This is a genomic window from Caulobacter sp. GW821-FHT05F04 (assembly GCF_059419665.1).
The window spans coordinates 60,318-85,019 of sequence record NZ_JBWKSF010000006.1 but is presented as its reverse complement, the minus strand read 5'-3'; the positions used below and the strand labels follow the sequence as shown (position 1 = coordinate 85,019).

General features: G+C 68.3%; 21 protein-coding genes, 1 pseudogene and 1 riboswitch. Of the genes and pseudogenes, 7 read left to right on the top strand and 15 right to left on the bottom strand.

From position 1 onward, the window contains the following. Window positions 1-52 precede the first annotated feature (52 nt). The 5 genes from AC07R7_RS16620 to AC07R7_RS16600 form a co-directional block, all read right to left on the bottom strand. Window positions 53-1,042, bottom strand: a complete 990-nt coding sequence (locus tag AC07R7_RS16620; RefSeq protein WP_494635929.1) for a FecR family protein — start codon at window positions 1,040-1,042, stop codon at window positions 53-55. Beyond that, complete coding sequence (locus tag AC07R7_RS16615; RefSeq protein WP_492839486.1) at window positions 1,011-1,613, bottom strand: RNA polymerase sigma factor; 603 nt, start codon at window positions 1,611-1,613, stop codon at window positions 1,011-1,013. Before AC07R7_RS16615 ends, AC07R7_RS16620 begins: the two co-directional genes overlap by 32 nt. Before the next feature lie 70 nt (window positions 1,614-1,683). Continuing rightward, window positions 1,684-2,877, bottom strand: a complete 1,194-nt coding sequence (locus AC07R7_RS16610; RefSeq protein WP_494635928.1) for a hypothetical protein — start codon at window positions 2,875-2,877, stop codon at window positions 1,684-1,686. 84 nt (window positions 2,878-2,961) lie between these two features. Next, on the bottom strand, window positions 2,962-3,741 hold the full coding sequence (locus AC07R7_RS16605) for a transglutaminase-like domain-containing protein (protein ID WP_492884002.1): 780 nt from the start codon (window positions 3,739-3,741) through the stop codon (window positions 2,962-2,964). A gap of 78 nt (window positions 3,742-3,819) precedes the next feature. Then, window positions 3,820-5,274, bottom strand: coding sequence for a helix-turn-helix domain-containing protein (locus AC07R7_RS16600; protein ID WP_492884392.1), 1,455 nt, complete (start codon window positions 5,272-5,274; stop codon window positions 3,820-3,822). A 183-nt stretch (window positions 5,275-5,457) separates the two neighbouring features. Between AC07R7_RS16600 and AC07R7_RS16595 the strand changes: the two genes are divergently transcribed. The 5 genes from AC07R7_RS16595 to AC07R7_RS16575 all read left to right on the top strand — a co-directional run bounded on the left by AC07R7_RS16595 (window position 5,458) and on the right by AC07R7_RS16575 (window position 11,802). Next, window positions 5,458-7,077 carry an isocitrate lyase gene (locus AC07R7_RS16595; RefSeq protein WP_492839481.1) on the top strand — a complete coding sequence of 540 codons (1,620 nt, stop codon included), beginning with the start codon at window positions 5,458-5,460 and terminating at the stop codon, window positions 7,075-7,077. 37 nt (window positions 7,078-7,114) lie between these two features. Further along, window positions 7,115-7,348 carry a hypothetical protein gene (locus AC07R7_RS16590; RefSeq protein WP_492839480.1) on the top strand — a complete coding sequence of 78 codons (234 nt, stop codon included), beginning with the start codon at window positions 7,115-7,117 and terminating at the stop codon, window positions 7,346-7,348. Between the two features lie 163 nt (window positions 7,349-7,511). Beyond that, entirely contained in the window at window positions 7,512-9,089 is a 1,578-nt protein-coding gene (gene aceB / locus AC07R7_RS16585) for a malate synthase A (protein ID WP_494635927.1), read from the top strand. 236 nt (window positions 9,090-9,325) lie between these two features. Then, window positions 9,326-11,584, top strand: coding sequence for a transglycosylase domain-containing protein (locus tag AC07R7_RS16580; protein WP_494635926.1), 2,259 nt, complete (start codon window positions 9,326-9,328; stop codon window positions 11,582-11,584). Window positions 11,585-11,607: 23 nt separating this feature from the next. Then, complete coding sequence (locus tag AC07R7_RS16575; protein WP_494635925.1) at window positions 11,608-11,802, top strand: hypothetical protein; 195 nt, start codon at window positions 11,608-11,610, stop codon at window positions 11,800-11,802. On the opposite strand, the gene AC07R7_RS16570 is transcribed toward AC07R7_RS16575, so the two are convergent. After that, window positions 11,787-12,350, bottom strand: a complete 564-nt coding sequence (locus AC07R7_RS16570; protein ID WP_494636108.1) for a TetR/AcrR family transcriptional regulator — start codon at window positions 12,348-12,350, stop codon at window positions 11,787-11,789. The two genes, AC07R7_RS16575 and AC07R7_RS16570, sit on opposite strands and share 16 nt — an antisense overlap. A gap of 103 nt (window positions 12,351-12,453) precedes the next feature. Between AC07R7_RS16570 and AC07R7_RS16565 the strand changes: the two genes are divergently transcribed. Then, the gene (locus tag AC07R7_RS16565; protein WP_494635924.1) at window positions 12,454-12,957 is read left to right on the top strand and encodes a PaaI family thioesterase; all 504 of its coding nucleotides are present in this window, start codon (window positions 12,454-12,456) and stop codon (window positions 12,955-12,957) included. Here AC07R7_RS16565 and AC07R7_RS16560 read toward each other — a convergent pair. The 4 genes and pseudogenes from AC07R7_RS16560 to AC07R7_RS16545 all read right to left on the bottom strand — a co-directional run. Further along, window positions 12,930-13,024, bottom strand: a pseudogene (locus tag AC07R7_RS16560) (hypothetical protein); the annotation flags it as partial. The gene AC07R7_RS16565 and the pseudogene AC07R7_RS16560 sit on opposite strands and share 28 nt — an antisense overlap. Further along, entirely contained in the window at window positions 13,020-13,418 is a 399-nt protein-coding gene (locus AC07R7_RS16555) for a DUF1636 domain-containing protein (RefSeq protein WP_494636107.1), read from the bottom strand. The pseudogene AC07R7_RS16560 and the gene AC07R7_RS16555, both read right to left, overlap by 5 nt. A 2-nt stretch (window positions 13,419-13,420) precedes the next feature. Next, window positions 13,421-14,059, bottom strand: coding sequence for a cob(I)yrinic acid a,c-diamide adenosyltransferase (gene cobO, locus AC07R7_RS16550; RefSeq protein WP_494635923.1), 639 nt, complete (start codon window positions 14,057-14,059; stop codon window positions 13,421-13,423). A gap of 30 nt (window positions 14,060-14,089) precedes the next feature. Then, window positions 14,090-14,275, bottom strand: a riboswitch (cobalamin riboswitch). 23 nt (window positions 14,276-14,298) lie between these two features. Further along, window positions 14,299-15,783, bottom strand: coding sequence for an esterase-like activity of phytase family protein (locus tag AC07R7_RS16545; protein ID WP_494635922.1), 1,485 nt, complete (start codon window positions 15,781-15,783; stop codon window positions 14,299-14,301). Between the two features lie 199 nt (window positions 15,784-15,982). Between AC07R7_RS16545 and AC07R7_RS16540 the strand changes: the two genes are divergently transcribed. Continuing rightward, window positions 15,983-18,358, top strand: a complete 2,376-nt coding sequence (locus AC07R7_RS16540) for a TonB-dependent receptor (RefSeq protein WP_494635921.1) — start codon at window positions 15,983-15,985, stop codon at window positions 18,356-18,358. Between the two features lie 28 nt (window positions 18,359-18,386). Here AC07R7_RS16540 and AC07R7_RS16535 read toward each other — a convergent pair whose 3' ends face one another. From AC07R7_RS16535 to AC07R7_RS16515, 5 genes are all read right to left on the bottom strand, one after another. Continuing rightward, the gene (locus AC07R7_RS16535) at window positions 18,387-18,491 is read right to left on the bottom strand and encodes a hypothetical protein (protein WP_492884390.1); all 105 of its coding nucleotides are present in this window, start codon (window positions 18,489-18,491) and stop codon (window positions 18,387-18,389) included. Then, window positions 18,488-20,053, bottom strand: coding sequence for an alpha,alpha-trehalase TreF (gene treF / locus AC07R7_RS16530; protein WP_494635920.1), 1,566 nt, complete (start codon window positions 20,051-20,053; stop codon window positions 18,488-18,490). Before treF ends, AC07R7_RS16535 begins: the two co-directional genes overlap by 4 nt. Before the next feature lie 155 nt (window positions 20,054-20,208). Then, window positions 20,209-22,782: a TonB-dependent receptor gene (locus AC07R7_RS16525; protein ID WP_494635919.1), complete on the bottom strand. Its 2,574-nt coding sequence runs from the start codon at window positions 22,780-22,782 to the stop codon at window positions 20,209-20,211. 58 nt (window positions 22,783-22,840) lie between these two features. Next, window positions 22,841-23,944, bottom strand: coding sequence for a FecR family protein (locus tag AC07R7_RS16520; protein ID WP_494635918.1), 1,104 nt, complete (start codon window positions 23,942-23,944; stop codon window positions 22,841-22,843). Then, window positions 23,941-24,480: an RNA polymerase sigma factor gene (locus AC07R7_RS16515; RefSeq protein WP_492883980.1), complete on the bottom strand. Its 540-nt coding sequence runs from the start codon at window positions 24,478-24,480 to the stop codon at window positions 23,941-23,943. Before AC07R7_RS16515 ends, AC07R7_RS16520 begins: the two co-directional genes overlap by 4 nt. Window positions 24,481-24,702 lie beyond the last annotated feature (222 nt).

Below are 24,702 nucleotides of genomic sequence, written 5' to 3'. Positions count from 1 at the left end.
CGCGATTGAGAGGAACCGGCCGAGGCCTTCCGCTAACGGTAATAAAAACTTCTTATTCGGCGACCGATCGGCGGCTCAGCACCACCGTGTCGCCCTGCTGGTCGAGCCTCGCGTCGAACACCCGCGCGATGGCGCGGCTGAAGCCCACGGGATCATTGGCGGCGAACAGGCCGGTGACCGGTTCGCGCGCCAGGACGGGGTCGCCGATCTGGATGCGGGTGTCGCTGTAGCGGGCGAAGACCTCGGCCGCCTGCTTCAGGGTCTCGCCCTCGAAGGCCAGCTTGCCCTCGCGCCAGGCCAGCTCGCGGCTCACCGTCTCCGGGGTGATCGCCCGCGGGCGCTCGGCGGCGGGACCGTCGGAGAGCAGCAGGCGGGTGTTGCTGGCCAGCCGGACCGCGTGGGCCGACACCAACGCCGGCGCGACCTCCACCAGGCCCTGATTGACCAATACGTCGACCGGCACCTGGTCCAGCTTGCGGACGCGGAAATTGGCCTGGGCCGTGCTCAGCCGTCGGCCGTCGACCTCGACGATGAACGGTCTCCGGTCATCGCGCGCGACCGAGAAATAGGCCTCGCCCTTCAGCAGGGCGACGATCCGCCGGCCCTTGTCGTAACGGATGCGGATCTTGGTCTCGGTGTTCAGCAGGACCGTGGAGCCATCCTTCAGCGGCGCCAGGCGGATCTCGCCGCGCTCGGTGCTGATCACCGTGCCGGCCGCGGCTGGCAGGCCGATGGCCAAGGCGCCCAGGGACGCCGCGACGGCCGCGCCGCCGCCCCAGGTCAGGGCCTGGCGGCGGGATAGGCGCGAGACCTTCGGCGCGGCGAAGTCGGCCGGGTCGAAGTCGTCGCCCAGCGCCTGGGCGGACTCGCTCATCATCGCCATCGCCTGGGCCCGCAGCATCGCGCCCTTGCGGCGCGGATCCCCCTTCAGCCAGGCCTGGAAAGCGTCTTCCTCCCTCGCGGACAAGGGCCCACGGTCCAGCCGCGCCGTCCAGTCGGACGCCGCCTGATCAATGTCTCGACTGGATTCTCGCTGGTCCATCTACCGGGGCAATCTCCGCTTTCACGGTCCTAGAGGTTTGGGGTCGTCTGTTTCCGCTACGACCAAACCAATCAATCAGGAATAGAACGCCTCGGGATATGTGAGTCTCGACCGTATTCTCTGAAATTCGCATCCGCGCGGCGATCTCGCGCTGTGGCAGGCCCTTGACCCGTCTGAGCACGAAGGCCTCGCGAGTCTTGGCGGGCATCGCCGCGATCGCCAGGGCCAGCCGCCGAAGTTCGTCCCGGTCTATGGCCAGACGTTCCGGCGAGGCCGCCTCGTCGGGATGCTCCAGGCGCTCCAGGTCCTCGACCGTCTGGATCGAGACGATGCGCGCCCGGCGCACGTGGCGGACCACGATCGAACGAGCCACCTGGAAGAGATAGGCGCGCGGATGACGGATGCCCTCGACGCTCTCCTGCTCGGCCAGGATGGCGTAGGCCTCCTGGATGACGTCGTCGGGGTCGACGCCGACCGGCGCGCCGCGCGACAGCCAGCCCCGCAGCGCGGATTCGTGCGGCAGGATGTTGCGCAGGAACCACCGTGTTCTTTCCCTGTCGGCGCCGCTCATCGTCCACCCGCTGACTGGATTCGTCTCACCACGGAGCCTTCGCCTAGAGCCCTATTGTGACAGCCAGACCTCACCGCGCGGCAGGGTTGTCCGCCAGCTTTCGCAACTCGTCGGCGGTGACGGGGACGAACGGCTTGTGGGCGTCGCCGGTCCAGCGATTGAGCGTCAGGTCGGCCGTCTGGCCGTCGGGCGTCTTGGCGTTGACCGCCAGATAGAACAGGCCGGCGCCGACCGGCTGCAGCCCGACATCGGCCTTCTGGTTCCAGCCGCGCACGCCGGTGGCGGAGTCCTTCAGGCCGTCGTCGGCGAGCGGCAAGAGCCTCCCCTGCTCCCAGCCCTGCCCCGCCTTCACGCCGATCAGGTCGCCGGTCTTCGGCTGCGCGGCGGCGTCGAAGGCGTACAGACCGTAGTTCGGCCACGACGGCTTCTGGCCCGGATAGACGCCCATGAACCAGCGCTTGGAGGCCGGGTCATAGGCCAGGTTCTGGACGCCGTAGCGGGTGTTGCCGGTGCGGACGAAGACCTTGGCGTCCACCGCCGCCGGCCCGTTGTGGTGCGGCGCGGCTTCGGTCAGCGGGCTGGCGTAGCGCCCCCAGTCGCCGACGTCGTACTGCAGCAGCACCTGCTGGTCGTTGTCGGTCCGGGTGGTATTGCCATAGACCCCGTAAGCCACCGTCAGGTAGCGCTTGCCATCCGTCTGGCCGAACGCCGGACCGAACGAGACGCCGTCGATGCCCGAGGCGTCGTAGCGGTGATCAGGCGAGGCCACGACGTCGCCCTTGAACTTGCCGTCGTCGCCCTCGAACACCCCGTCGCCGTTCAGGTCGGCGCTGTAGTCCTTGACCACCTCGGGCAGGTAGACGGTGCGGAAAAGCGCGCTGCCGGAGGCCTCGACGCCGACGCGGTCCAGCCGGGCCACGTCGATCACGGCGATATAGAAGGCCTTGTCGTCCTTGTACTCCAGCGAGCCGTAGACCTTGCCGTCGGCCGGATTGAAGTCGAGGTCGCCCAGGTGTCCGGTCCAGCCGACCAGCGTGCCGATCAGCTTGCCGCTGAAGTCGTACTTCGCCAGCAGGGTCGTGAACGAGTAGTAGATGAAGCCGCCCCGCACATCGACGGCGACGCCCTGCACGTGGCCGGCCTTCCAGGTTCCGCCGTTCTGGGTCAGCGGCAGGTTGGCCAGCCCCCCCTCGGCGAGCGCCGGACCGCCAATGCACAAGGCCAGGATCGAAGCGGCCAGGGCCAGGCGATGACGAACGGACATGGTGAAGACCCCGACCTAGCGTTGGCGGGCGGACCTAGGGCGTCTTGGCGACAGCTTGATGACAGTTCGGCGTCAGGGCCGGCGTCAGGGGGCCTCTCGGATCGAGAAGCTCTGCTCGATCAGGGTGGCGCGGCCGAAGATGGTCATGAAGGCGATGTCGGCCGCGTCCCGCCCCGTGGCGACCCGCACCAGACCGTCGATCGGCGCCTTGCCCGTGGCGTCGACCAGGCGCCAGCGGCCGCCCAGATAGACCTCGGCGATGGCGTGCAGGTCCGGCGGCTCCAGCTTCCAGGCATAGGCGCTGACCGCCCTGGCCGGGATGTCGGCGGCGCGGCACATGCCGATGATCAGGTGCGTGAAGTCGCGGCAGACGCCGGCCCGGTCGACCAGGGTGTCGATCGCCGTGGTGCCCGAATTGCTGACTCCGCCCAGATATTCGATGTGCTCGGCGATCCAGTCCAGCATCGCCTGGACCTTGGCCCCGCCCTTGAGCTCTCCGAACTCGCGCTCGACGAACAGCTCGAGGCGATCGGACGGGCTGTAGCGGCTGGCGCGCAGGAACGGCAGCACCTCGCTGGGCAGGTCGCGGATGGCCATGGCCGGCGCGTCGGCCAGGTCATGGTCGCGCCGCATGACCTCGACCTGGGCGCGGTAGAGCGCGTTGACCGTTCCCGTGGCGGTGAACACCGTACGCCGCTCGAAGGTCACCGGATCGTCGACCCGCACGGCCTCGACATTGGGCCAGAAGGTCAGGGCTTCCAGCCCCACCACCTGGTCGGGCCCATGGGCGGCCTCGACCAGCAGCAGCACCTCGCACGGGGCCGCGAAGTCATAGGTCAGCGAGGCTTCGACGTCGAAACGCATGGCGATCCTGGAAATTGGGCGACCGAGAGCCGGCCGCGCCGCCTAACAATCCGCCAGGATGGCTTCGGTTCAGAACCTCTATCGAGCGAAAGGGAATGGCGATAGCGACTTGCTGGTCTCCTCGACCAGCAGGGTGCGATTGATCGGCGCCGCCGCCCGCTGCGGACAGGCCGGGCGTTCGCAGATCCGACACGAGGGGCCGATCTCGACAGTGATCGGCGCGGCCATGTCCAGGCCCCGCGCATGGACCAGCTTGGACGCGTATTTCAACTCGCAGCCCAGGCCGACGACCAGTTCGTCCTCCAGTCCCGCCTGCAGGCCCGAGGTCCGCCGCACCGTGCGCGACAGGGTGAAGTAGCGCTCGCCATCCGGGGTCTCGATCACCTGGGTGACGATGCGCCCCGGGGTCTTGAAGCTGTCGTGGACGTTCCAGCGCGGACAGGCCCCGCCGAAGCGCGAGAACGGAAAGGGCCCGGCCGCGAACCGCTTGGAGATGTTCCCCGCCGCGTCCAACCGCATCATGAAGAACGGCACGCCGCGCGAACCGCTGCGGCCCAGGGTGGTCAGCCGCTGGGCGGCCTGCTCGTAGCTGATGCCGAAGCGCGGCCGCACCCGCTCGATGTCGTAGCCGCTGGACTCCATGGCGGCCAGGAACGGCTCGTAGGGCATCATGATCGCGGCGGCCAGGTAGCTGTCGAGAAACACCTTGAGCAACTGGCGCGTGGCGCGGTCGGGGGCCTTGAAGCGGTCGGTCAGGTCCGACAGCACCTCCCCGCCCTCCATCAGCCCCAGCTGGTAGCACATGCCGAAGGTGCGGCTGGCGTGGGCCAGGGTCTCCGACAGCATCAGGCGCTTGCGGTGATGGTCGTAGCGGCGCAGCGAGCCGGTCATCACCTCGACCGGCATGATCCGGGTCTGGATGCCGAACTTGCTCTGCAGACGCTCGCGGACCGCCGGGGCAAGGTCCTGCGGATCGGCCTTCAGCTGGGCGACGATCTTCTCGGCCAGAGTCTCCAGTTCGGCGAAATGGTTGCGCTGGGCGCCGACCAGGTCGCGGACCCAGTCGGTCGGCGACGATTGCTCCGAGGCCGGCCCCGTCCCGTCCGGGCGCTCGAAGGCGCCCAGGTCGATCATCCGGCCGCGATCCAGATAGGCGCGATAGAGCCGCGTCATGGCCTCGGCCAGGCCCGGCGACAACTCGGCGACCTCGGCCGCCTCATGGCGCGAGATCCCTAGATCCGCGAACATCTTGTCGGCCAGCACCTCTTCCAGCCCGGCCCCGCCGCCCGGATCGTCGGCCGACAGGCTGCGCAGGTCCAGGTCATAGGCGTCGGCCAGCCGCAGCAGGATCTGCGCGGTGACCGGCCGCTGGTTGCGCTCCAACAGGTTCAGGTAGCTGGCCGAGACGCCCAGCTCCTCGGCCATCCGCGCCTGGGTCACGCCCAGGTCGCGCCGCAGCCGCTTCAGCCGTCCCCCGAGGAACAGCTTCTTGTCGCCCTGTTTCTTGTCGAGGGGCTTTTTGTCGCCGGTCATGTTTTGAAGCGTCGCCATTCGGTCAATCTGTCACGACTTTACAGATCTTACAAAGTCATTCTGTGACAAATTGCCTTCAATAGGTTCGACCGATCCCGCGGCGCGGCGTTAGCTCACCAGGACGAGTTTTCCTTGGCCCGCAAAGGCGTAACGCCCCGGGCCCCGTAGTGGGATCGAACGACCATGACGCAGCGCAAGACCTATGCTGAACACCGCGACGCCCTGCTGGCGCGCTATCCTGACGGCGTCCTGCCGGGCGGCGTCGGCATCGACGACGTCATCCAGCTGAAGCTGCAGAACACCTTCCCGACCCACCTGGACATCGCCCGCGCCATGGCCCCGGTCATGCGCGCCGACATGGCCGAGTATGATCGTGACAGCAGCAAGTTCACCCAGTCGCTAGGCTGCTGGTCGGGCTTCCACGCCCAGCAGATGATCAAGTCGGTCAAGCGCCTGCGCGGCACGACCAAGGGCGCCTATGTCTATCTCTCGGGCTGGATGGTCGCGGGCCTGCGCAATCGCTTCGGCCACCTGCCCGACCAGTCGATGCACGAGAAGACCTCGGTCGTCGACCTGATCCAGGAGATCTATGTCTCGCTGCGCCAGGCCGATGAAGTCGCCATCAACGACCTTTTCAAGGCCCTCAGCGCCGCCCGCAAGGCCGGCGACCAGGTCGCCGAGCAGGCCGCGATCAAGGCGATCGACAACTTCGAGACCCACGTGGTGCCGATCATCGCCGACATCGACGCCGGCTTCGGCAACGAACACGCGACCTACCTGCTGGCCAAGGAGATGATCAAGGCCGGCGCCTGCTGCCTGCAGATCGAGAACCAGGTCAGCGACGCCAAGCAGTGCGGTCACCAGGACGGCAAGGTCACCGTGCCACGCGAGGACTTCATCGAGAAGCTGCGCGCCTGCCGCCTGGCCTTCGAGGAACTGGGCGTCGACGAGGGCGTCATCGTCGCCCGCACCGACAGCCTGGGCGCGGGCCTGACCCAGAAGATCCCGGTCAGCCAGGAGCCCGGCGACTTGGCCAGCGACTACATCAAGTGGCTGAAGACCGAGCCCGTCACGCCCGAGAACCCGCTGAAGGACGGCGAGCTGGCGATCATGAAGGACGGCGCCTTCGTCAAGCCGGTGCGCATGCCCAACGGCCTGTTCGCCTTCCAGGACGGCACCGGCCGCCAGCGCGTCATCGAGGACTGCATCGCCAACCTGACCCAGGGCGGCGCCGACCTGCTGTGGATCGAGACCGACACCCCCAATGTCGACGAGATCGCCTCGATGGTGGCCGAGGTCCGCAAGGTCGTGCCGAACGCCAAGCTGACCTACAACAACTCGCCGTCGTTCAACTGGACGCTCAATCTGCGCAAGCAGGTGCGCGACCAGTGGATCGCCGAGGGCAAGATCCACAAGGACAGCTATCCGGACGGCAACGTCCTGATGTCGGCCGAGTATGACAAGACCGACCTGGGTCGCGAGGCCGACGAACGCCTGGCCCGCTTCCAGGTCGACATCGCCGCCCGCGCCGGGGTGTTCCACAACCTGATCACCCTCCCGACCTTCCACCTGACCGCCAAGAGCGTCGACGAGCTGTCGCGCGGCTACTTCGGCGAGGAGCGGATGCAGGCCTATGTCAACACGGTGCAGCGCGAGGAAATCCGCCGCGGCGTCTCGGCCGTGAAGCACCAGCACGAGGTCGGCTCGGACCTGGGCGACACCTTCAAGGAGATGGTCGCCGGCGAGCGCGCCCTGAAGGCCGGCGGCCACGCCAACACCATGAACCAGTTCGCGGCCGAATAGCCGCGAACCCCTTCCCACCGATCGAGGAGCCAAAGCCATGACCGCCAAGCGTTTCGCCCCCGCCGCCATGCCGAACTCGGACGCCAAGGAGCGCGCCGTCGACCGCGTGGCCGAGGCCTCCCACCGCCTCAACGAGGCCGTGCGCCGCGCCATCGAGGCCGGCTACTCGGTCGAGCTGGTGCGCGCCTCGCGCCACCATGACGGCTCGGGCAACTGGGGCGACCAGATCGTCCCCACCGTCCGTGACAAGGGCGCCGAAAAGAGCGCCTAAGACCGAGAGAGTCCGACGCCGTGCGTGGTCCTCGTCCTTCGACAAGCTCAGGATGAGGACCATTGCTGGCGCGGCAAAGAAACGCCCAGCTCAAACGCTTGCAGTAGAAACCTCATCCTGAGCCTGTCGAAGGACGAGGTTTCGGACACACGGAAAGCTTCCCATGCCGCTCGACATCGCCGCCAACATCCAGGTCACCGGTCCCGTTGAAGGGCGCGCCGCGGAAGTACTCACCCCGGAAGCCCTGGCCTTCGTGGCCGACCTGCACCGTCGCTTCGACGCCCGCCGTCGCGAGTTGCTGGCCGCCCGACAGGCGCGGCAGGCCCGCTTCGACGCCGGCGAGCTGCCTGACTTCCTGGCCGAGACCGCCGATGTCCGAGCGGCCGACTGGACCGTCGCGCCCGTTCCCGCCGACCTGCTCGACCGCCGCGTCGAGATCACCGGCCCGGTCGACCGCAAGATGATCATCAACGCCCTGAACTGCGGGGCCAAGGTGTTCATGGCCGACTTCGAGGACGCCACCGCCCCGACCTGGGCCAATGTCGTCGAGGGCCAGATCAATCTGAAGGATCGCTGGCAGGGCCAGTTGACCCACGTCGACGCCAAGTCCGGCAAGTCCTACGCCATGGGCCCGACCCCGGCGGTGCTGAAGATCCGCCCGCGCGGCTGGCACCTGATGGAGCGTCACCTCGAGGTCGACGGCCAGGCCGTGGCCGGGGCGCTGTTCGACTTCGGCCTCTACGCCTTCCACAACGCCAAGGCGACGCTGGCGCAAGGCTCGGGCCCCTACTTCTACCTGCCCAAGCTGGAGAGCCATCTCGAGGCGCGCCTGTGGAACGACGTCTTCGTCCGGGCCCAGGAGGCGCTGGGCCTGCCCGTCGGCACGATCAAGGCCACGGTGCTGATCGAGACCATCCCGGCCGCCTTCGAGATGGACGAGATCCTGTTCGAGCTGAAGGACCACATCGTCGGCCTGAACTGCGGCCGCTGGGACTACATCTTCTCGTTCATCAAGCGCCTGGGCCGCCGCCCCGAGTTCCTGACCCCGGACCGCTCGGCCATGGTCATGGGCAAGGCCTTCCTGGGCGCCTATTCGCTGAAGCTGATCCAGACCTGCCACCGCCGGGGCGCCTTCGCCATGGGCGGCATGGCGGCCCAGATCCCGGTCAAGGGCGACGACGCCGCCAACCAGGCGGCTTTCGCCAAGGTCAAGGCCGACAAGGAACGCGAGGCCGGAGCCGGCCACGACGGCACCTGGGTCGCCCACCCGGACCTGGTGCCCGTGGCCATGGAGGTCTTCGACCGCCTGATGCCGGCGGCCAATCAGCGCGACAAGCTGCTCGCCGATCTCGACATCACCGCCGCCCAGATGCTGGAGCTGCACGAGGGCGTCCGCACCGAGGCCGGCGTGCGCGAGAACATCCGCGTCGGCGTCCGCTACACCCAGGCCTGGCTGGAAGGCCGGGGGGCGGTGCCGCTCTACAACCTGATGGAAGACGCCGCGACGGCCGAGATCTGCCGCACGCAGCTGTGGCAGTGGATCCGCCTGGGCGCGGCGCTGGACGACGGCCGGGTGCTGACCTCGGAGCTGTTCATCAGCCTGTTCACCCAGGAGATGGCCGACCTGCGCCGCGACTTCGCCTCGCCGCGCCTGGAAACGGCCGCCGAGCTCTTCACCCGCATGGTGCTGTCCGACAGCCTGGAAGAGTTCCTGACCCTGCCGGCCTATGAACTGATCTAGCCAACCGCATGACCGCAAAGAAAAAGCCCGGCTAAAGCCGGGCTTGAGAAGTAGGGGAGGAAACGCCCAGGAAGGGCAGAGGCCTCAGCCTCACGGGAGGTCATCTATGCCTGGCTGAACGCCATTCAAGGGCCGAACGGAAGAAACTTCGGTTTCAACGCGCTTGGCTTGCCGGGGCCGTGTGGTAATGAGCGCGCTCGACGAGTGAGGGCCTGGCCCGAAGCGAGCGCCAGTCCATGTCCGACCCCGCCGATCCCAAAGACATCCCGCCGGCGCCGAAGCCGCGCAAGCCCCGGAAGCCGCGCGCCAAGGCCGCGATGACCTCGGCGGCTGTCCTGCCCGAGAGTTCGTCCGAACCCGTCGCGCCCAAGCCGCCTCGTCCGCGAAAGCCGCGCCCCCCCAAGCCGCCGGCCGAACCGGTCGCCGAGACGCCGGAGATCATCGAACCCGCAGCCGTCGAAGAGACCCCCGCGCCCACGCCGGTCGTCGAACCCGAACCCGAGGTCCTGCCCGAGGAAGCGCCCGCTCCCGAAGCCGAGACCGAGCTGCCGGAAGCCGTCGAGGCGATCCCGGAAGCCGCCCTCTCCCCGGCCGAGCCCGTCAAGACCGCCAAGCCGCCGATCTGGAAGCGTCCCGCCTGGCTGATCGGCGCGGCGGCGGCCGTGGTGCTGGCGGTCGTGCTGGTCGCCTCGCTGTTCTGGTCGCTGCCGTTGAGCCGCGCCCTCGAGCCGCTGAACAATTCCGCCATCGTGCTGGTCGCGCAGGACGGCTCGCCGATCGCCCGTCGCGGCTCCTACAAGGAAGCCCCGATCGACGTCGCCAAGCTGCCGAAATACGTGCCCGGCGCCTTCATCGCCATCGAGGACCGCCGTTTCTACAGCCACATGGGCGTCGACCCGAAGGCCATCGCGCGGGCCCTGGGCAAGAACGCCCAGGCCGGCGGCGTGTCGGAAGGCGGCTCGACCATCACCCAGCAGCTGGCCAAGAACGCCTTCCTGAGCAGCGACCGCAACCTGCGCCGCAAGGCGCAGGAGGCGTTGATCGCGGTCTATCTGGAGGCCCGCCTCTCCAAGGACGAGATCCTGTCGCGCTATCTGTCGTCGGTCTATTTCGGCGACGGGGCCTTTGGCCTGCGCGCGGCGGCCCGGCACTATTTCGGCAAACAGCCCGAGCAGCTGTCGATCGGCGAGGCCGCCATGCTGGCCGGCCTGGTCAAGGCCCCGTCCCGCCTGGCGCCGACCAACAACATCGAAGGCGCCCGCGAGCGGATGCGCGTGGTGCTGGGCGCCATGGTCGAGACCAAGACCATCACCCAGGCCCAGGCCGACGCGGTCGGCGAGGTCTCGGCCATCGAGAACCCGGACAAGCTGCCGACCGGCTCCTACTTCGCCGACTGGGCCCTGCCCCAGGCCCGCGCCGCGATCGGCGCCCGCTATGGCGAGACCATCGTCAAGACGACGCTGGATCCCGCGCTGCAGGAGAAGGCCGAGAAGATCCTCAACGACTACATCGCCCGCGACGGCAAGGTCCTGAACATCACCCAGGGCGCCCTGGTGGCCATGCGCAAGGACGGCCGCGTCGTGGCCATGGTCGGCGGCCGCGACTATGGCGCCAGCCAGTTCAACCGCGCCGACGGCGCGCGCCAGCCGGGCTCGTCGTTCAAGCTGTTCGTCTACCTGGCCGCCCTGCAGTCGGGCATGACCACCACCAGTCCGATCCTCGACACCCCGGTGCAGGTCAGCGGCTACACGCCGAAGAACCACGAGGGCAAATACCGCGACCGCGAGATCCCGCTGATCAGCGCCTTCGCCGCCTCGTCGAACGTCGCGGCCGTGCGCCTGGCCCACGACCTCGGCCCCGCCAAGGTGATCAAGGTCGCCCGCCAGCTGGGCGTCACCGAGAAGATCCCGGACGACCTGACCATGGCGCTGGGCACCGGTTCGATGAGCCTGACGCGCCTGACCGCCGCCTACGCCTCGATCGCGGCCGGCGAATATCCGATCGTTCCGCACGCCCTGGAGACCTTCCAGAAGGGCAAGACCACCGCCTACGATCCCAAGGTGCTGGCCGGCATGCGCGACCTGCTGCGCTCGGCCACCCATCGCGGCACGGGCCTGGAAGCGGCGATCGACGGGGCCTACGGCAAGACCGGCACCACCCAGGACTATCACGACGCCCTGTTCGTCGGTTACGTCGACGACCTGGTGGTCGGGGTCTGGGTCGGCAACGACGACAACAGCTCGATGAATGGCGTGGTCGGCGGCGGCGAGCCCGCCAAGATCTGGAAAGCCTTCATGCTGTCGGCCCTGGGCCGCAACGTCGCCCCCGTGGTCGTCGAGGACCCGCTGGACGACCTGGGCCTGCCGCTGGAAGGCGAGATCGGCCCCGACGGCCTGCCGGTGGTCCCGCTGACCGTGCCCGCCGACCCGCTCCCGCCGCCGCCCGTCGCGCCGGTCGCCCCCGTCGCCCCGCCACCGCCTGAGCCGCGTCCCTAGACGTGGTCCTCCAGGAGACCGACATGTCCGACGATCTGGCGCGTGATGACCTGTCGGCCCTCGCCGAGGCCGACGCCGGCCCCTTCCACGCCCGCGCCGAGGCCCGCGCCACCCGCGCCGGCCTGGTCACCTTCGGCGTGGTGGTGAGCGGTGTCCTGCTGTCGGCGGCGCTCCTGGTCTGGACGGTGCGCCGACCGGTTCGTCAGGCCGCGAGATAGGCGCGGCTTAGCCGCACCAACTCGTCCTCGAACTCTCGGCTCTCCAGGAAATCGACGCCTTCCAGCACCGCCGCGCGCATCGCGCCGTGGATCGCTCGCGACAGCACGAAGGCCTGGACGCGGGTCAGCGGACGACCGCGCGCGTCGGTCAGCCCCTCCTCCGCCGCCGCGAACTTCGCCGCCAGCTCGGCATGGTCGGCCTGGGCCAGCATCGCCGAGGCCGCGATCCTCCGAGCCTGGTTGCGTCCGGCGAAGGCCTGGACGAAGGCGCGGATCATCGCCCGGTCCCGCGCCACGCCCTGACCGTCCTCCAGCGCCGCCATCACCCGGCTCCGGTGCGCCTCGGTCTCGCGAAGGGCCAGGGCCAGCAGGATCGCCTGCTTGTCGGGGAAATAGCGGTAGAGCGTGCCGATGCTGACCCCGGCCCGCTCAGCCACGGCATTGGTGTTGAATCCAGCCTCGCCCACAGCCTCCAGAACCTGAGCCGCCGCCTCCAGCACGACGTCGACCGACGCCTGGGCGCGGCTCTGGCGCGGGATTTTCCGCATGTTTTCAACGGCGCTCACCGCGGCCCTCCGTCCCATGGAAAGTCGAGTAACAGAGGCCACGCCTGTCCCCTAGCCTTCCGTTGGATCACATGGAGGCAGCGACATGACCTGGGCGACCGAACGTCTCGACGCGCTGAAGGCCGGAACGGCGACGCCGCCGCCAATTGTCGAGACCCTGAGGTTGGGCCTGCTCGACGACTGGGGCGAAGGCTGGGTGCAGAAGTCCTGGCGGCCGTCGCCGGAATTGGCGACCGCCGACGGCTCGCTGTTTGGCGGCTATCTGGCGGCCCTGGCCGACCAGGTGTTGGCGTTCGCGGCCATGACCGTCGTTCCGCACGACAGGCTGTATCGGACGGTGAACCTTCAGCTCAATTTCCTAAGGGTCGCTCGCGATGGTCCACTATCGATCGAGGCTAAGGTCGTGGCGCGGACCCGGCAGCTGATCACCGTGCACGCCGAATTCCGCCGCGAGGACGGCGCGCTGATCGCCGACGCCACGGCGCAGCAGATCGTCATGGCGTTCGAGCGCTGGCCGGCCGAACGCGATGCGGTGGACGGGTTAAGACAAGCGGGACCGAAACCTCGTCCTTCGACAAGCTCAGGATGAGGTTTCTACTGAGCCGACCATGATCCTCATCCTGAGCCTGTCGAAGGACGAGGACCACGCGCTCAATCCCCCACCAGCTTTCCCGCCGGCGGCACGCGCACGATGAAATGGCCCTTCACGCCCTCCGGCCACTGGCGGTACGGGACCACGCCCTCGTCGCTGGCGGCATAGGCCACGGCGTAGTCGACGATCGCGCGCGCGGCCTCGGCGGTCGGTTCGAACCGGCCCAGCACATAGCCGATCTTGCCCGGCGCCCGCAGGTGGATAGAGCAGTGCTGGGCGCAGTTGAACAGGCAGGCCATCTCCTGGATCGCCACGCCGGAGCCGTCCGCCGCCTCGCGTAAGGCGGCGGCCAGCAGCGCCCCGCCGCGCACGCCTTCGGGCGTCTCGCGCTCCTCGGTCGAGACGCGGCAGGTGTTGCAGACCACCACCGCCGGGCCGTCGTCGGCCGCGCGCAGCACGGTCAAAACTCGATCCCCGCCTGGGCCTTCACGCCGGCGCGGAACGGGTGCTTGACCTGGGCCATCTCGGTGACCAGGTCGGCGGCCTCGATCAGGGCGTCGGGCGCGTTGCGGCCGGTGACGACCACGTGCTTGCCCTCCGGCCGATTGACCAGAACCTCCAGCACCTCATCCAGCGGCAGGTACTCATAGCGCAGGATGATGTTCAGTTCGTCGGCGACGACCATGTCCCAGTCGGGATCGGCGATGCGGGCCTTGATGGCTTCCCAGGCCTCGCGCGCCACGGCGATGTCGCGGGCGCGGTCCTGGGTGTCCCAGGTGAAGCCCTCGCCCATCGGCCGGAACTCGACCTGGTCCGGGAAGGCGTCGAACACGACCTTCTCGCCGGTCTGCATCGCGCCCTTGATGAACTGGATGACGCTGACCCTCTGGCCGTGGCCGATGGCGCGGCAGACCATGCCCAGGGCCGCCGTCGTCTTGCCCTTGCCCGCCCCGGTATGGACGATCAGCAGGCCCTTCTCGATCTGGCGCTCGGCCATCATCTTGGCCCGCGCCGCCTGGATCACCTTCATCCTGGCGTTATGGCGCGCGTTCTTCGCGGCCTCTTGGGCGGCCTCGCCGTCCGGGAGTTCTTCGTTCATCACCCTGCCCTCGCCGGACACCCCGCCGGCCGCGTTGATATGACGAAGGCCGGTCTCCTGGCTTACGCCCTCCCGTCGCGGCGCCTTCCCAGGATCGCTCCCAGTGGCGCGTGCCGCGACGATCGACGGACGATCACAGTTGCGGGGGCAGCCGCGGATTGGTCACCGCGTTCCCGGAGGTCTTTCGACCTCCATGCCTTCGCCGTCCGGGGTAGGCGCGCCCGCCCGGAGGGTCAAGCTCACTTCGGCAGGGACAGGCGGTAGACCAGCACCAGGTTGTCGTTGTCGCCGGCCCCGGTGTCGCCATGCAGCGAGGCGTCGAAGTCCTGGCCGTTCACGTGGCCCCTGGCCGTGGCGAAGTCGTTGTCCGACCCGACCAGCAGGAAGACGTCGCCGGTCTTGTCGAACGTCGAACCGATGGCCATGGCCTCGATCTTCTCGGGCAGGCTGGTCGGGGTCGAGGGCGCGACCGACAGATTGATCCCGAACCTGGCGAGCTGGACGGGGTTGAGGATGTTGACCAGCTCGGCCTGGGCCGCCGGCTTGATGTCGGGGTTCAGCACGCCGTCCTTGGCGATCGGCTTGCCGCCCTGCTCGTAGGGCGTGCCGGCCAGGTTCGTCGCGGCGGCCAGGTCGACCAGCAGGATGCTCTTATAGACCGGCGCATTGGCCGCGCCCTTGCCCCGGCCATTGCCGTCGCGGGCCAGGACCAGCAGGCGGGTGTCGCTGAGCGCCACGGCCTCGGACTGGGCCGCGGTGACGTCGGCGGCCTGGCCGTCGCCGTTCTCGCGCACGGTCGGCAACTGCAGCGCGTAGTGGCCGATCGGCGCCTTGGGCAGCCGGGTCTTGCTGATGTCATAGACCAGCACGCGGGTGTTGTTGCGGGTGGCGTTGTTCGACGTGGAGTCCTGCACGGTCGCGCTCTGCAGCACGGCGATCAGGCGTTTGCCGTCGGGGCTGATGGTCAGGGCTTCCAGGCCTTGGTTGTTGCGGCGGCCCTGGTCAGGCGCCTTCTCGGCGCCGAAGTTCAGCTGGCCCTTCTTGATCGGCAGCAGCGCCGGGACGGTCTGGATCGCGCCGGTCAGCGTGCCGGCCTTGTCGAACAGATAGACGCCCGCCGCATATTCGTCCGAGACGTAGAAGCTCCCGTCCGGCAGGTAGGCGATCGCCTCGCTGTCCAGGCTGAGCTTCCCCGCCCCCTCGCCGCTGGCCGGCGACGGATAGCGCACGCCGCCCCGCTCGACGACGTTGGCGCCCGGGTCCATGCCGGTGAACGGCTGGCCGGTCTGGTCCTTCAACAGGAAGCCGCCCGTGGGCGTGATGGTCAGGCCCTTGCCGGGAACCAGCTTGATCGCGTGCTCGTGGACGCGGTTGGCGTAGTCGGTCGTGCTCTTGAACGGTCCGACATTGTTGGGACCCCGGTCCGGCAGGGTGCGCAAGGTCCCGGTGTAGGACCCGTCGGCGGCCCTCCTCCAGTTCGACAGCGCCATGCTGGAGAACGAGCCCAGGGTCTCGCCGTTGAAGTCGCGCGTCGCCGCGGGCAGCCAGCCCACGGCCACCAGGCCGTGATTGACATAGGTCTTGCCGCCGAACGGGACGGTGACGTCGCCGGGGGTGTTGTCCCAATGCGGCGTGACATAGGTGCGCGACTGAGCGCCGGCGCCAGCCGCCAAGGCCAGGGCGGCGAGACCCACGAGGGTTCCGACAAGGCGATGGCGCGACATCGAGAGCTCCTGAAAAGGATGCGAGGCGTTCGGTGAACCTGGCGCGCTCTTAGGGAGGGTGTGCATCGGTTTTGTGACGCAAGCTGTCATCCAGACGCAGCAGAACCGTCATCAACCTGTGGAATAGACGCGGCGCTCAAACCAATCGGTGCCATAGACGAAAATCCGCGTGGCGCGCGATATCGAGGGGATATCCGAAATGCTGCTCCGATCCGCCAGCCTGGTGGCCATCGCCGCCTGCCTCATGTTCGCCGCCCAGGCGCAAGCCGCTGAGGTTCTGGCCGCCGACGCCCCCGCCGCGAAGGCCGCCGATGCGGTCGCGGGCGCCCCCGCCGACACCAACGAGATCGACGCGGTCGTCATCGTCGGCAGCGGTCAGACCCGCTCGGTCAACACCCTGACGCCGTCCAGCCTGGAGGTCCTTCCCCCGGGCACGAGCATTCAGAAGGCCCTGAACTTCCTGCCGGGCGTCAGCGCCCAGTCGATCGACGCCCTGGGCGTCAACGAGCAGTCGCTGTCGCTGCAGGTGCGCGGCTTCAACACCACCCACCTGGGCTACTCGCTGGACGGCATGCCGCTGGGCGACGGCGCCTACAACAACTACAACGGCCTGACCATCAGCCGCGCCCTGATCTCGGAAAACCTGGGCCGGGCCGACCTGGCCACCGGCATCGCCGGCCTGTCCATCCCCTCGACCAGCAACCTGGGCGGCGCGCTGATCTACACGTCCAGCGATCCGAAGAAGGACATGGGCTTCTCGATCAACGGGACCGTGGGCAGCGAGGACACCGCCCGCACGTTCATGCGCTTCGACACCGGCGAGCACGGCGGCTTCTCGGCCTATGTCTCGGGCCACTACGCCCAGCAGGACCTGTTCGTGAACCAGGGCGCCTACAACAAGTCGACCGGCAAGCAGCTGAACGCCAAGGCCCAGTACCGCTTCGGCGACAACGTCATCACCGCCTTCGCGGACGTGTCGCGCACCAACCAGGCCGACGACACCTATCTCTCCAAGGACATGCGCTCGCGCCTGGGCTGGGACTGGGCCGGCTATGCGCCGAACTGGGACGCCTATGTCGGCCGCGCCGCCTGCTCGGTGGCCTCGCTGGCGGCCAAGTGCGTCCCCTCGACCGCGCCCGAGAAGCTGGCCGATGTCACCTTCACCAACGGCCAGATCCTGCGCAACGACGAGGTCTACTACCTGTCGGGCGACTTCAAGGTTCGCGAGAACATCACCAGCCACGTGCAGGTCTATCGCCACACCGACAAGGGCGCGGGCAACAACTTCATCACCGGCCTGTCGAACCAGGGCACGACCTCGACCGCCGACGACCTGCCGGTCCAGATCCGCGACACCCGCTACACCATCGACCGCACCGGCGTGGTGGCGAACGTGGGCTGGACGCTGGGCTTCAACCACATCCAGGCCGGTCTCTGGCTGGAAGACAACACCAGCAGCGCCGCGCGCTACATCTGGACCAACGTCACCGGCCCGTTCAGCCTGGCGAAGTTCTTGAAGGGCCAGCCCGACACCGCCCAGTGGGTTCAGCAGACCAACTGGACCACCCAGCAGTTCTACGTCCAGGACACGGTCACCCTGCTGGACGACGCGCTCAGCATCGACTTCGGCTTCAAGAGCACTCACGCCAAGTCGGCCGCCGAGGCCCAGCGCGGCATCGCCAAGGCGCCGGTGACGGCGTCCAGCCAGTTCGCCAGCGGCACGCTGTACGCCAAGGACGACTTCCTGCCGGAAATCGGCGCGCGCTACCGTATCGCCCCGGGCCACGAGGTGTTCGCCAGCTACGCCGAGAACATGGCCATGTTCCAGGGCGGCTTTAAGCTGGGCCCGCAGTCGGTGTCGCAAGCGGTCTGGAACGCCCAGGGCCAGTACCTGAAGCCGGAGACCTCCAAGAGCTTCGACGCCGGTTACCGCTATGTCGGCGACAATCTTCAGGTCTCGATCGCCGCCTACGACGTGAAGTTCAACAACCGCCTGCTGCAGTACAATCCCTGCCCGACCAACCAGCAGCAGAATCCGGGTTGCGGCAACTCCTTCCACAACGCCGGAAGCGTCACCAGCAAGGGCGCCGAGATCGGCGTGCTGTGGAAGGCGACATCCTGGCTGAACTGGTACAATTCGGCCTCGTACAACAAGTCGACCTACGACGAAGACCTCAACTGGTGCACGACCACCTGCGTGATCAAGCAGACGGCCGGCAAGCAGCAGGTCGATACGCCGAAGGAAATGCTCGCCAGCGTGCTGACCGTGAAGCAAGGCGGCTTCTCGGCCTCGCTGCAGGGCAAGTACACCGGCCGCCGCTACTACACCTACACCAACGACCAGAGCTTCGCCGGCGTCACCACCTTCGACCTGGGCGTCAGCTACAGGTTCAGCCCGGTCGGGTTCATGAAGGGGGCCAAGGCGTCGCTGAACGTCACCAACCTGACGAACAAGCGCTACGCCTCGAACTTCGACAGCAGCGTGTTCGCCCCGGACGACGCGGCGGGGACCATTCTGGTGTTCCACTCTTCCGCTCCGCGCCAAGTGTTCGGCACGATCGGCTTCGAGTTCTAGGCCTGCAATCCTTGTCATCCTGGAAGCCTCATAGAGGCTGTCCGGGACCCAGGGGCCGGCGCAGTGCGGTCGCCCCTGGGTCCCGGCTCTCCGCTTCGCTACGGCCGGGATGACAAGGAGAGGAGCTAGCTATTTGGCGGCCGGCTCCATCAACGCCCGCGCCACGCCGTTGGTCCAGCCGAAGCCGTCCTGGGTGGGATACTCCCCGCCCCCGCCGGCCTTGGCCTCCTCGACGTCGTACTTCTCCAGCATCTTGCCGCTGGCCTGGTACTCGCGCTCGACCGTGGCCAGCCAGCGCTTGGAAATCTCTTCAGCCAGGGCGTCCTCGCCATAGCGGCGCAGGCCCGAGACGGCGACCCACTGCAGCGGCGCCCAGCCATTGGGCGTGTCCCACTGCTGGCCGGTGCGAACGGTGGTGGTGCGCAGACCGCCGGGGGCCAGCAGCACGTCCCAGGCCTTCTGGGCGACGGTGTGGGCCTGCCGCTCGTCCGTCGCGCCCGTGAACAGCGGGTAGAAGGTCGCCGCGCTGAGGTCGTCCAGGCGCCGGCCGGTCTTCCACTGGTAGTCGACATAGCCGCCCTTGGCGTTGTCCCAGAGATAGAAGTCGATGGCCTCGCCCCGGTCCTGGGCGCGACGGTCGAAGTCGCGCTCGCAGGCGGCGTCGGCCAGCTGAGCGCAGCCCTTGGCGATCGCCTTCTCCAGGCCGTACATCAGGCTGTTGAGGTCGACCGGGACGATGGCCGTGGTCTGGATCGTCGACAGCGCCTGACCGTCGGCCATCCAGCGCGAGGAATAGTCCCAGCCGCTCTCGGCCCCGGCCCGCAGGTCGCGGAATGCGTCGGCGGCGGGGCGAGAACTCCTCAGCGCCGTCTCCAGGTCCTCCCGATAGGACTCGTCGCGCGGCGTGTCGCGGTCGTCCCAGTAGCGGTTGAGGACGACGCCCTTGGCCAAGGCCACCACGCGGCGGTGGGCCTGGCCGGGCTGAAGGTCCTTCTCGCCGTCCATCCAGAAGGCGTGCTCGCGGCGCATCAGGTCGACGCGGGTCTTGAGCACCTTGGGGTCCGTGGCGCTGGACAGCCCGACCATGGCGAAGAAGAACGGCGGCTGCGAGCGGCTGAGATAATAGGTCCGCGCACCGTTGGGGATATGTCCGTAAGCCGTTATCAGGCCTCCGAAATCGTCGATCATGCTCTCGACCAGATCGTCGCGGCCGTCGGCCTTCAGGCCCAGCATCGTGAAATAGCTGTCCCAGTAGTAGATCTCGCGGAAGCGCCCGCCGGGCACGACGAACGGCTGGTCCATGGCCAGGGCCGAACCGCCGGCCACCGGCTTGACCGGCGGCCGGGTCAGGTGTGGCCAGAGAGCCGCGATGTGATCCTTGAGCGGCGGCCGCGCGGCGCTGGGCTTGGGCGCGGCGCCCGCTTGCGGAACCACGAAGTTGGCGGCGACAAAGCGCTTCAGCTCGGCGTCGCTGAACCTTGAATGGGCTCGATAATCGGCCAGGATCTTCGCCGGCGCGCGCTTGGGGACCGCGTCGACGAAGGTCTTGCCGTCCGGGAAGATCCGTCGCGTCTGAACCTGGTGGAACAGCTCCTGGTAAGTGTCCGCCGGCGTTGGGATTTTCGCGGCGCCTTGGGCATGGACGGCTGAAGCCAAGGATAGGGCGGCGAGCGTCGCGGCGATCAGACGGACCATGCGGGACCTCAAACTCAAATCAAACAATCAACCGTTTCCCCGGCGAAGGCCGGGGCCCAGATCATAGGGCTGAGCAATGGACGATAATCCGAAACGCTCTGATCTACGATCTGGGCCCCGGCCTTCGCCGGGGAAATCGGATTGGGTTAAAGTCTCTAGAAGTTGTACCCCACCGACAACCGCACCGACCGACCCAGGATCGGACGGGCGTTGGCGCCGCTGGTGGAGCGCGGATCGCCCTCGGTCAGGCCATGGCTGTCGGTCAGATTGTCGGCCGCCACCTGGACGCTGAAGTCGCCGACATTGAAGATCGCGCCCAGGTCGACCTTGGTGTAGCCCTTGAGCTTCTGGGTGTTGGCGTTGTCGCCCCAGCGGTCGTCAACCGCGCTGACCGTGCCGTAGAATGTGGTCGCCACCGAACCCAGCTGGACGTCATAGCTGGGCGTGAAGCGGATCTGCCAGTCGGGCTGGCGCTGGGCGCTCTTGCCCTGGTTGCCGGGGATCGAGGACTTCTTGATCTCGGTCTTCTGCAGCGTGCCGTTCAGCGCCAGCGACAGGCCGAAGTCCGAGCGCCAGCGGCCGTCCAGCTCCAGGCCGTGGGCCTTGTTGGAGTTGGTCTCCAGCGTGCCGCCGACGTCGGCGAACTTGGCCCCGTCGAAGGTGTTGGCGAAGCCCGTGGCGTAGAGCTCGAACGGCCCCGAGCGCAGCTTGTAGCCCAGCTCGTACTGCTTGACGCTCAGGGTGTCGGTCAGGTTTTCGCGGAAGTTGTCGAAGCTGGGGAACTTGTAGCCCTTGGAGTAGCGGGCGAACACGCCGGACATTTCATTGAGGTCGTAGTTCAGGCCGACCGTGTAGGAGGTCTTGGACTGGCTGTAGTCCGTCGTCCGCAGGGCCAGGCCGTCCGGATAGCCGTTACCGTCGTCGACCACATAGTCGGTCTCGAACTTCTCGCGGCGCACGCCGACGTCCAGGCGCAGGGGCTCGATGATCCGCCAGCTGTCGGCCAGGTAGATGGCGTTGACCTTGCCGTCGCCGTTCGACAGCAGGCCATAGGCCCAGCAGCCCGAGCCGCTGCCCGCCGTCGCCAGGTTGGCGCACGACACGTTGGCGGCCAAGTAGTCGCCATTGGCCTTCACCTGCATCGGCTTGAAGTTGCCGATGGTCCAGAAGTCGTCCGACGAGAAGCTGGAGGCGTAGTAGCCGGCCGAGATCGAGTGATCGCCGACCGTCTTGTTGACGCTGAAGTCGTTGGTCAGGGCCTGGATCTGCTTCTCGACGATCCACGCGCCCCAGTTCTGGACATAGTCGCCGGTCCCCAGCGCAGCGCCGCCGCGCGTGCGGACCGGGCCGCCGATCGCCGTCGCCACCGAAGCGGCCGTCACCGCCCCGCCGTCGGGCACCAGGCCATAGGTGTTGGCGTCGCCCTTGGTGAAGCTGAAGCGGTCGCGCACCGTCCAGCCGTCGCCGAACTCATGCTCGAAGCTGCCGCCGGCCACATAGCCCTTCCAGCCCCGGCCATCGGCCAGGTCGAAGCTCCGGGTCGCGCCGTTGGCGTGGACCTGCAGGGTCTGCTGGCGGGAAAGCTCGCCCAGCTGGGTGTATTCGCCCTTGTCGATGCCGGGAACATTGATCGCGAACGGCAGGTACCAGGCGCCGTGGTCGTCGGTGAAGCGGGCGTACAGGTTGACCTTGCCGTGCTCCAGCCGCTTGGTCAGGTTGACCGTGAACTGCTGGCCCTTCTCGTTGTCGAACTGGGTGTCGCGCACGCCCGGCGAGCGGGTCACGTAGCCGCCGGCCATGAAATAGAGGTCATCGGCCAGCTTGCCGCTCATCACCCCGTCGATGCGGCGCAGCCCGTAGTCGGAGGTCGTGGCCTTGACGAGGCCCTTGGTCTCCTCGCCGCCTTCCTTGAGCATGAAGTTGGTGGTCAGGCCCGGCTGGCCGTTCGAGAAGATCGGGTTGGGACCGCCGCGCAGGGCCTCCATGCGCGAGATCGTCTCGTCAACGCGGAAGATCGACGAGTTCTCCAGGAACGACAGGGTCGAGGGCGGATAGATCGGCGCGCCCTGCAGCTGGATGGTCAGGAACTCGGCGTCGCCGGTGGCGGGAAAGCCGCGCACGAAGACATTGGCCCCGGCCACGCCGCCCGAGGTCTCGACCCAGACGCCGGGCACCAGGCTCAGCAGCTCGGCGCTGCTCTTGGGCGAGGCCTTGAGGATGTCCTGGGCGCTGACCGTGGTGACCGCGAAACTGGCCGACAACTTGTCGATCCCGGCGCCGCCGGGGGTGCCGACAACGATCACTTCGTCGACCTGGGCGGGCTCTTCCGGACGGCTTTGTTCTACGGCGGCGGCAGGCGCGGCCGACTGGCCGGCGGCGCTGGCCGAGACCAGCAGCGGCCGCTCGCGGATGGCGTAGACGCCGCTGGCGGTGGGCTGGGCCACCAGGTTCGAGCCGGCCAGCAGCCGCGTCAGGCCCTCGTCGGCCGAATAGGCGCCCTTCAGCTTCGGCGCGCGCTTGCCCCGCGTCAGGTTCTCGTCGAAGGCCAGTTGCTTGCCCGAGGCCCGGCCGAAGGCGCGCAGGGCGCCGGACAGGTCCTGGGCCGGAATGTCGAAAGTCCGCTCTGGGGCCTGTTCAGCGCGCGCCTGCGCCGCGACGGGCGCGGCCAGTACCATCAGCACGGCCGCCGAAGCGCCCAGCAGCCGGCGTTGCTCGAAAGACTTGCTCATACGTCCCTCCCTCGCGCCGCTTGTTCTGTGTATCGGCGCTTTTGGTCAGTTAGACGCCTCACTCCACGGAGGACTCACCACCGGCGGTGAAGTTTTTTGGCTGGCGCTGGAACGCGCGCAATACGGTCTCGCCGCCCTGGCCGCTGACGGCCCGCACGGGCAGCACCGCGGTGACGCCGTCGACGAAGGCGCGGGTGTCGCCCGAGGTGAAGACGCCGCTGATCCGCAGATTGGCCACGCTGGGGTCGCCGATCCGCAGCTTCTCGCGAGCGTAGCGATTGACCCGCTCGACGGCGAGGCTCATCGGCTCGTCCTGGAAGACCAGTTGGCCGCTTTCCCACGCGGCGGCGCGGTTCGGATCGGCCGGAGCGACCGAGGCGGCTTCGGAATTGACCTGGGCGACCAGCTCGTGATCGGGCGTCAGCGACTTCTCGGTCGGCGCGCCATTGACCCTCAGCAGCGGCGGCGGACGCCCCTTCGCGCCCTCCCCGTCCAGCACCGCGACGTGGCCCTCGTAGAGCACCACCCGCATCTGGTCGGCGACGCGTTCGACGCTGAAGGTGGTGCCGGTGGCGACCACCAGCTTGCCGCCGGCCGCGACCGAGAAGGGCCGCAGCGGGTCCTTGGCCACCGCGAACTTCGCCCGCCCCTGCTCCAGCCACAGCCGGCGGCGGTCGCCGTCATAGCGGACCTTCAGCACCGTGGCGGCGTCCAGGGTGACGCGCGAGCCGTCGGCCAGCTCGACGATCCGTCGCTCGCCCTCGGTGGTGCGATAGACGTCCGGCAGGCTCGAGCGCCAGGCGAAGGCTCCGCCCAGGGCGACGGCGGCGACCACGGCGGCCGCGGCGCTCCAGATCGCGACGCGCGGGCCGGGCTTCCTGGCCCACTGCCGGCGCTGGGCGCGGCGCAGGTCGTTCAGCGCCTCGCCGCGCAGGGCGATCATGCCGGGGTGCGCGGCCTGCTCGTCCACCGCCCGCCAGGCGGCGACGGCGTCGTCCAGCAGCGCGCGATGCGAAGGATCGGCGGCGAACCAGGCGTCCAGCGCCAGTTGCTCGGCCGGCGTCAGCTCGCCTTCGGACAGTCGCACGCACCACTCGGCGGCCTGATCCAGGGAAAGGTTCAACGCCAGGTCCATCTTGTCGTTGTCCATGGGGGTGCTCATTCGCCCGCCCTCAGCTTGCGCGTCAGGTGGCCCATGGCCTTGAGGATGTGTTTCTGAACCCCGCTGGTGGTCATGCCGTACAGCGTGGCGAGTTCGGCCTGCTTCATGCCTTCCAGGCGATAGAGCAGGAAGATGGCGCGGGTCCGGTCGGGCAGCTCGCGCAGAGCCCGCGAGACCGCGCCCAGATCCTCGCGGCCCTGCAGGATGCGGGCGGGATCGAGCGGCTCCTGGTCGAAGGCCTCGCCCGCGACGGCGGCGCGATAGCTGGCCCGCACCCGCTCGCGCCGCTGGCGGTCGCGCAGCAGGTTGGCGGCCATCTGGAAGATGTAGGCGTCGGCGTTCTCCATGGCCGGGTCCTCGACCCGCGCCAGCTTGGCGAACAGCTCCTGGGTCATGTCCTCGGCGTCGCTGTGCGTGGCGGCGCGGCGCATGAAGAAGGCCATCAGCGCTGGCCTGTAGCGCCGATCCAACCCTCGAAGATCGTGTGGCGCGACCTGCCGCACGGCGAAACCCTCATGACTGCTCACGACAGTCATGACGCACAAGGGCCCCGAACGCACACCGGTCCCGCGAAAGTTTTTCGCGGGACCGGGCTGAACCCCGCTCCATGGCGCGGCCCGCCGGCCGCTCACGCCGGAGGAGCCGATCCCCGCCTGGACGGCGATGGAATTGTTCAAGCGGCGAGCGCCAAGCGCCCTTTAAGCCGGTCTCATGACCCGGCGTTCGCCTGCCCCGCCCCCCGGCCTCTCGCCCAAGCC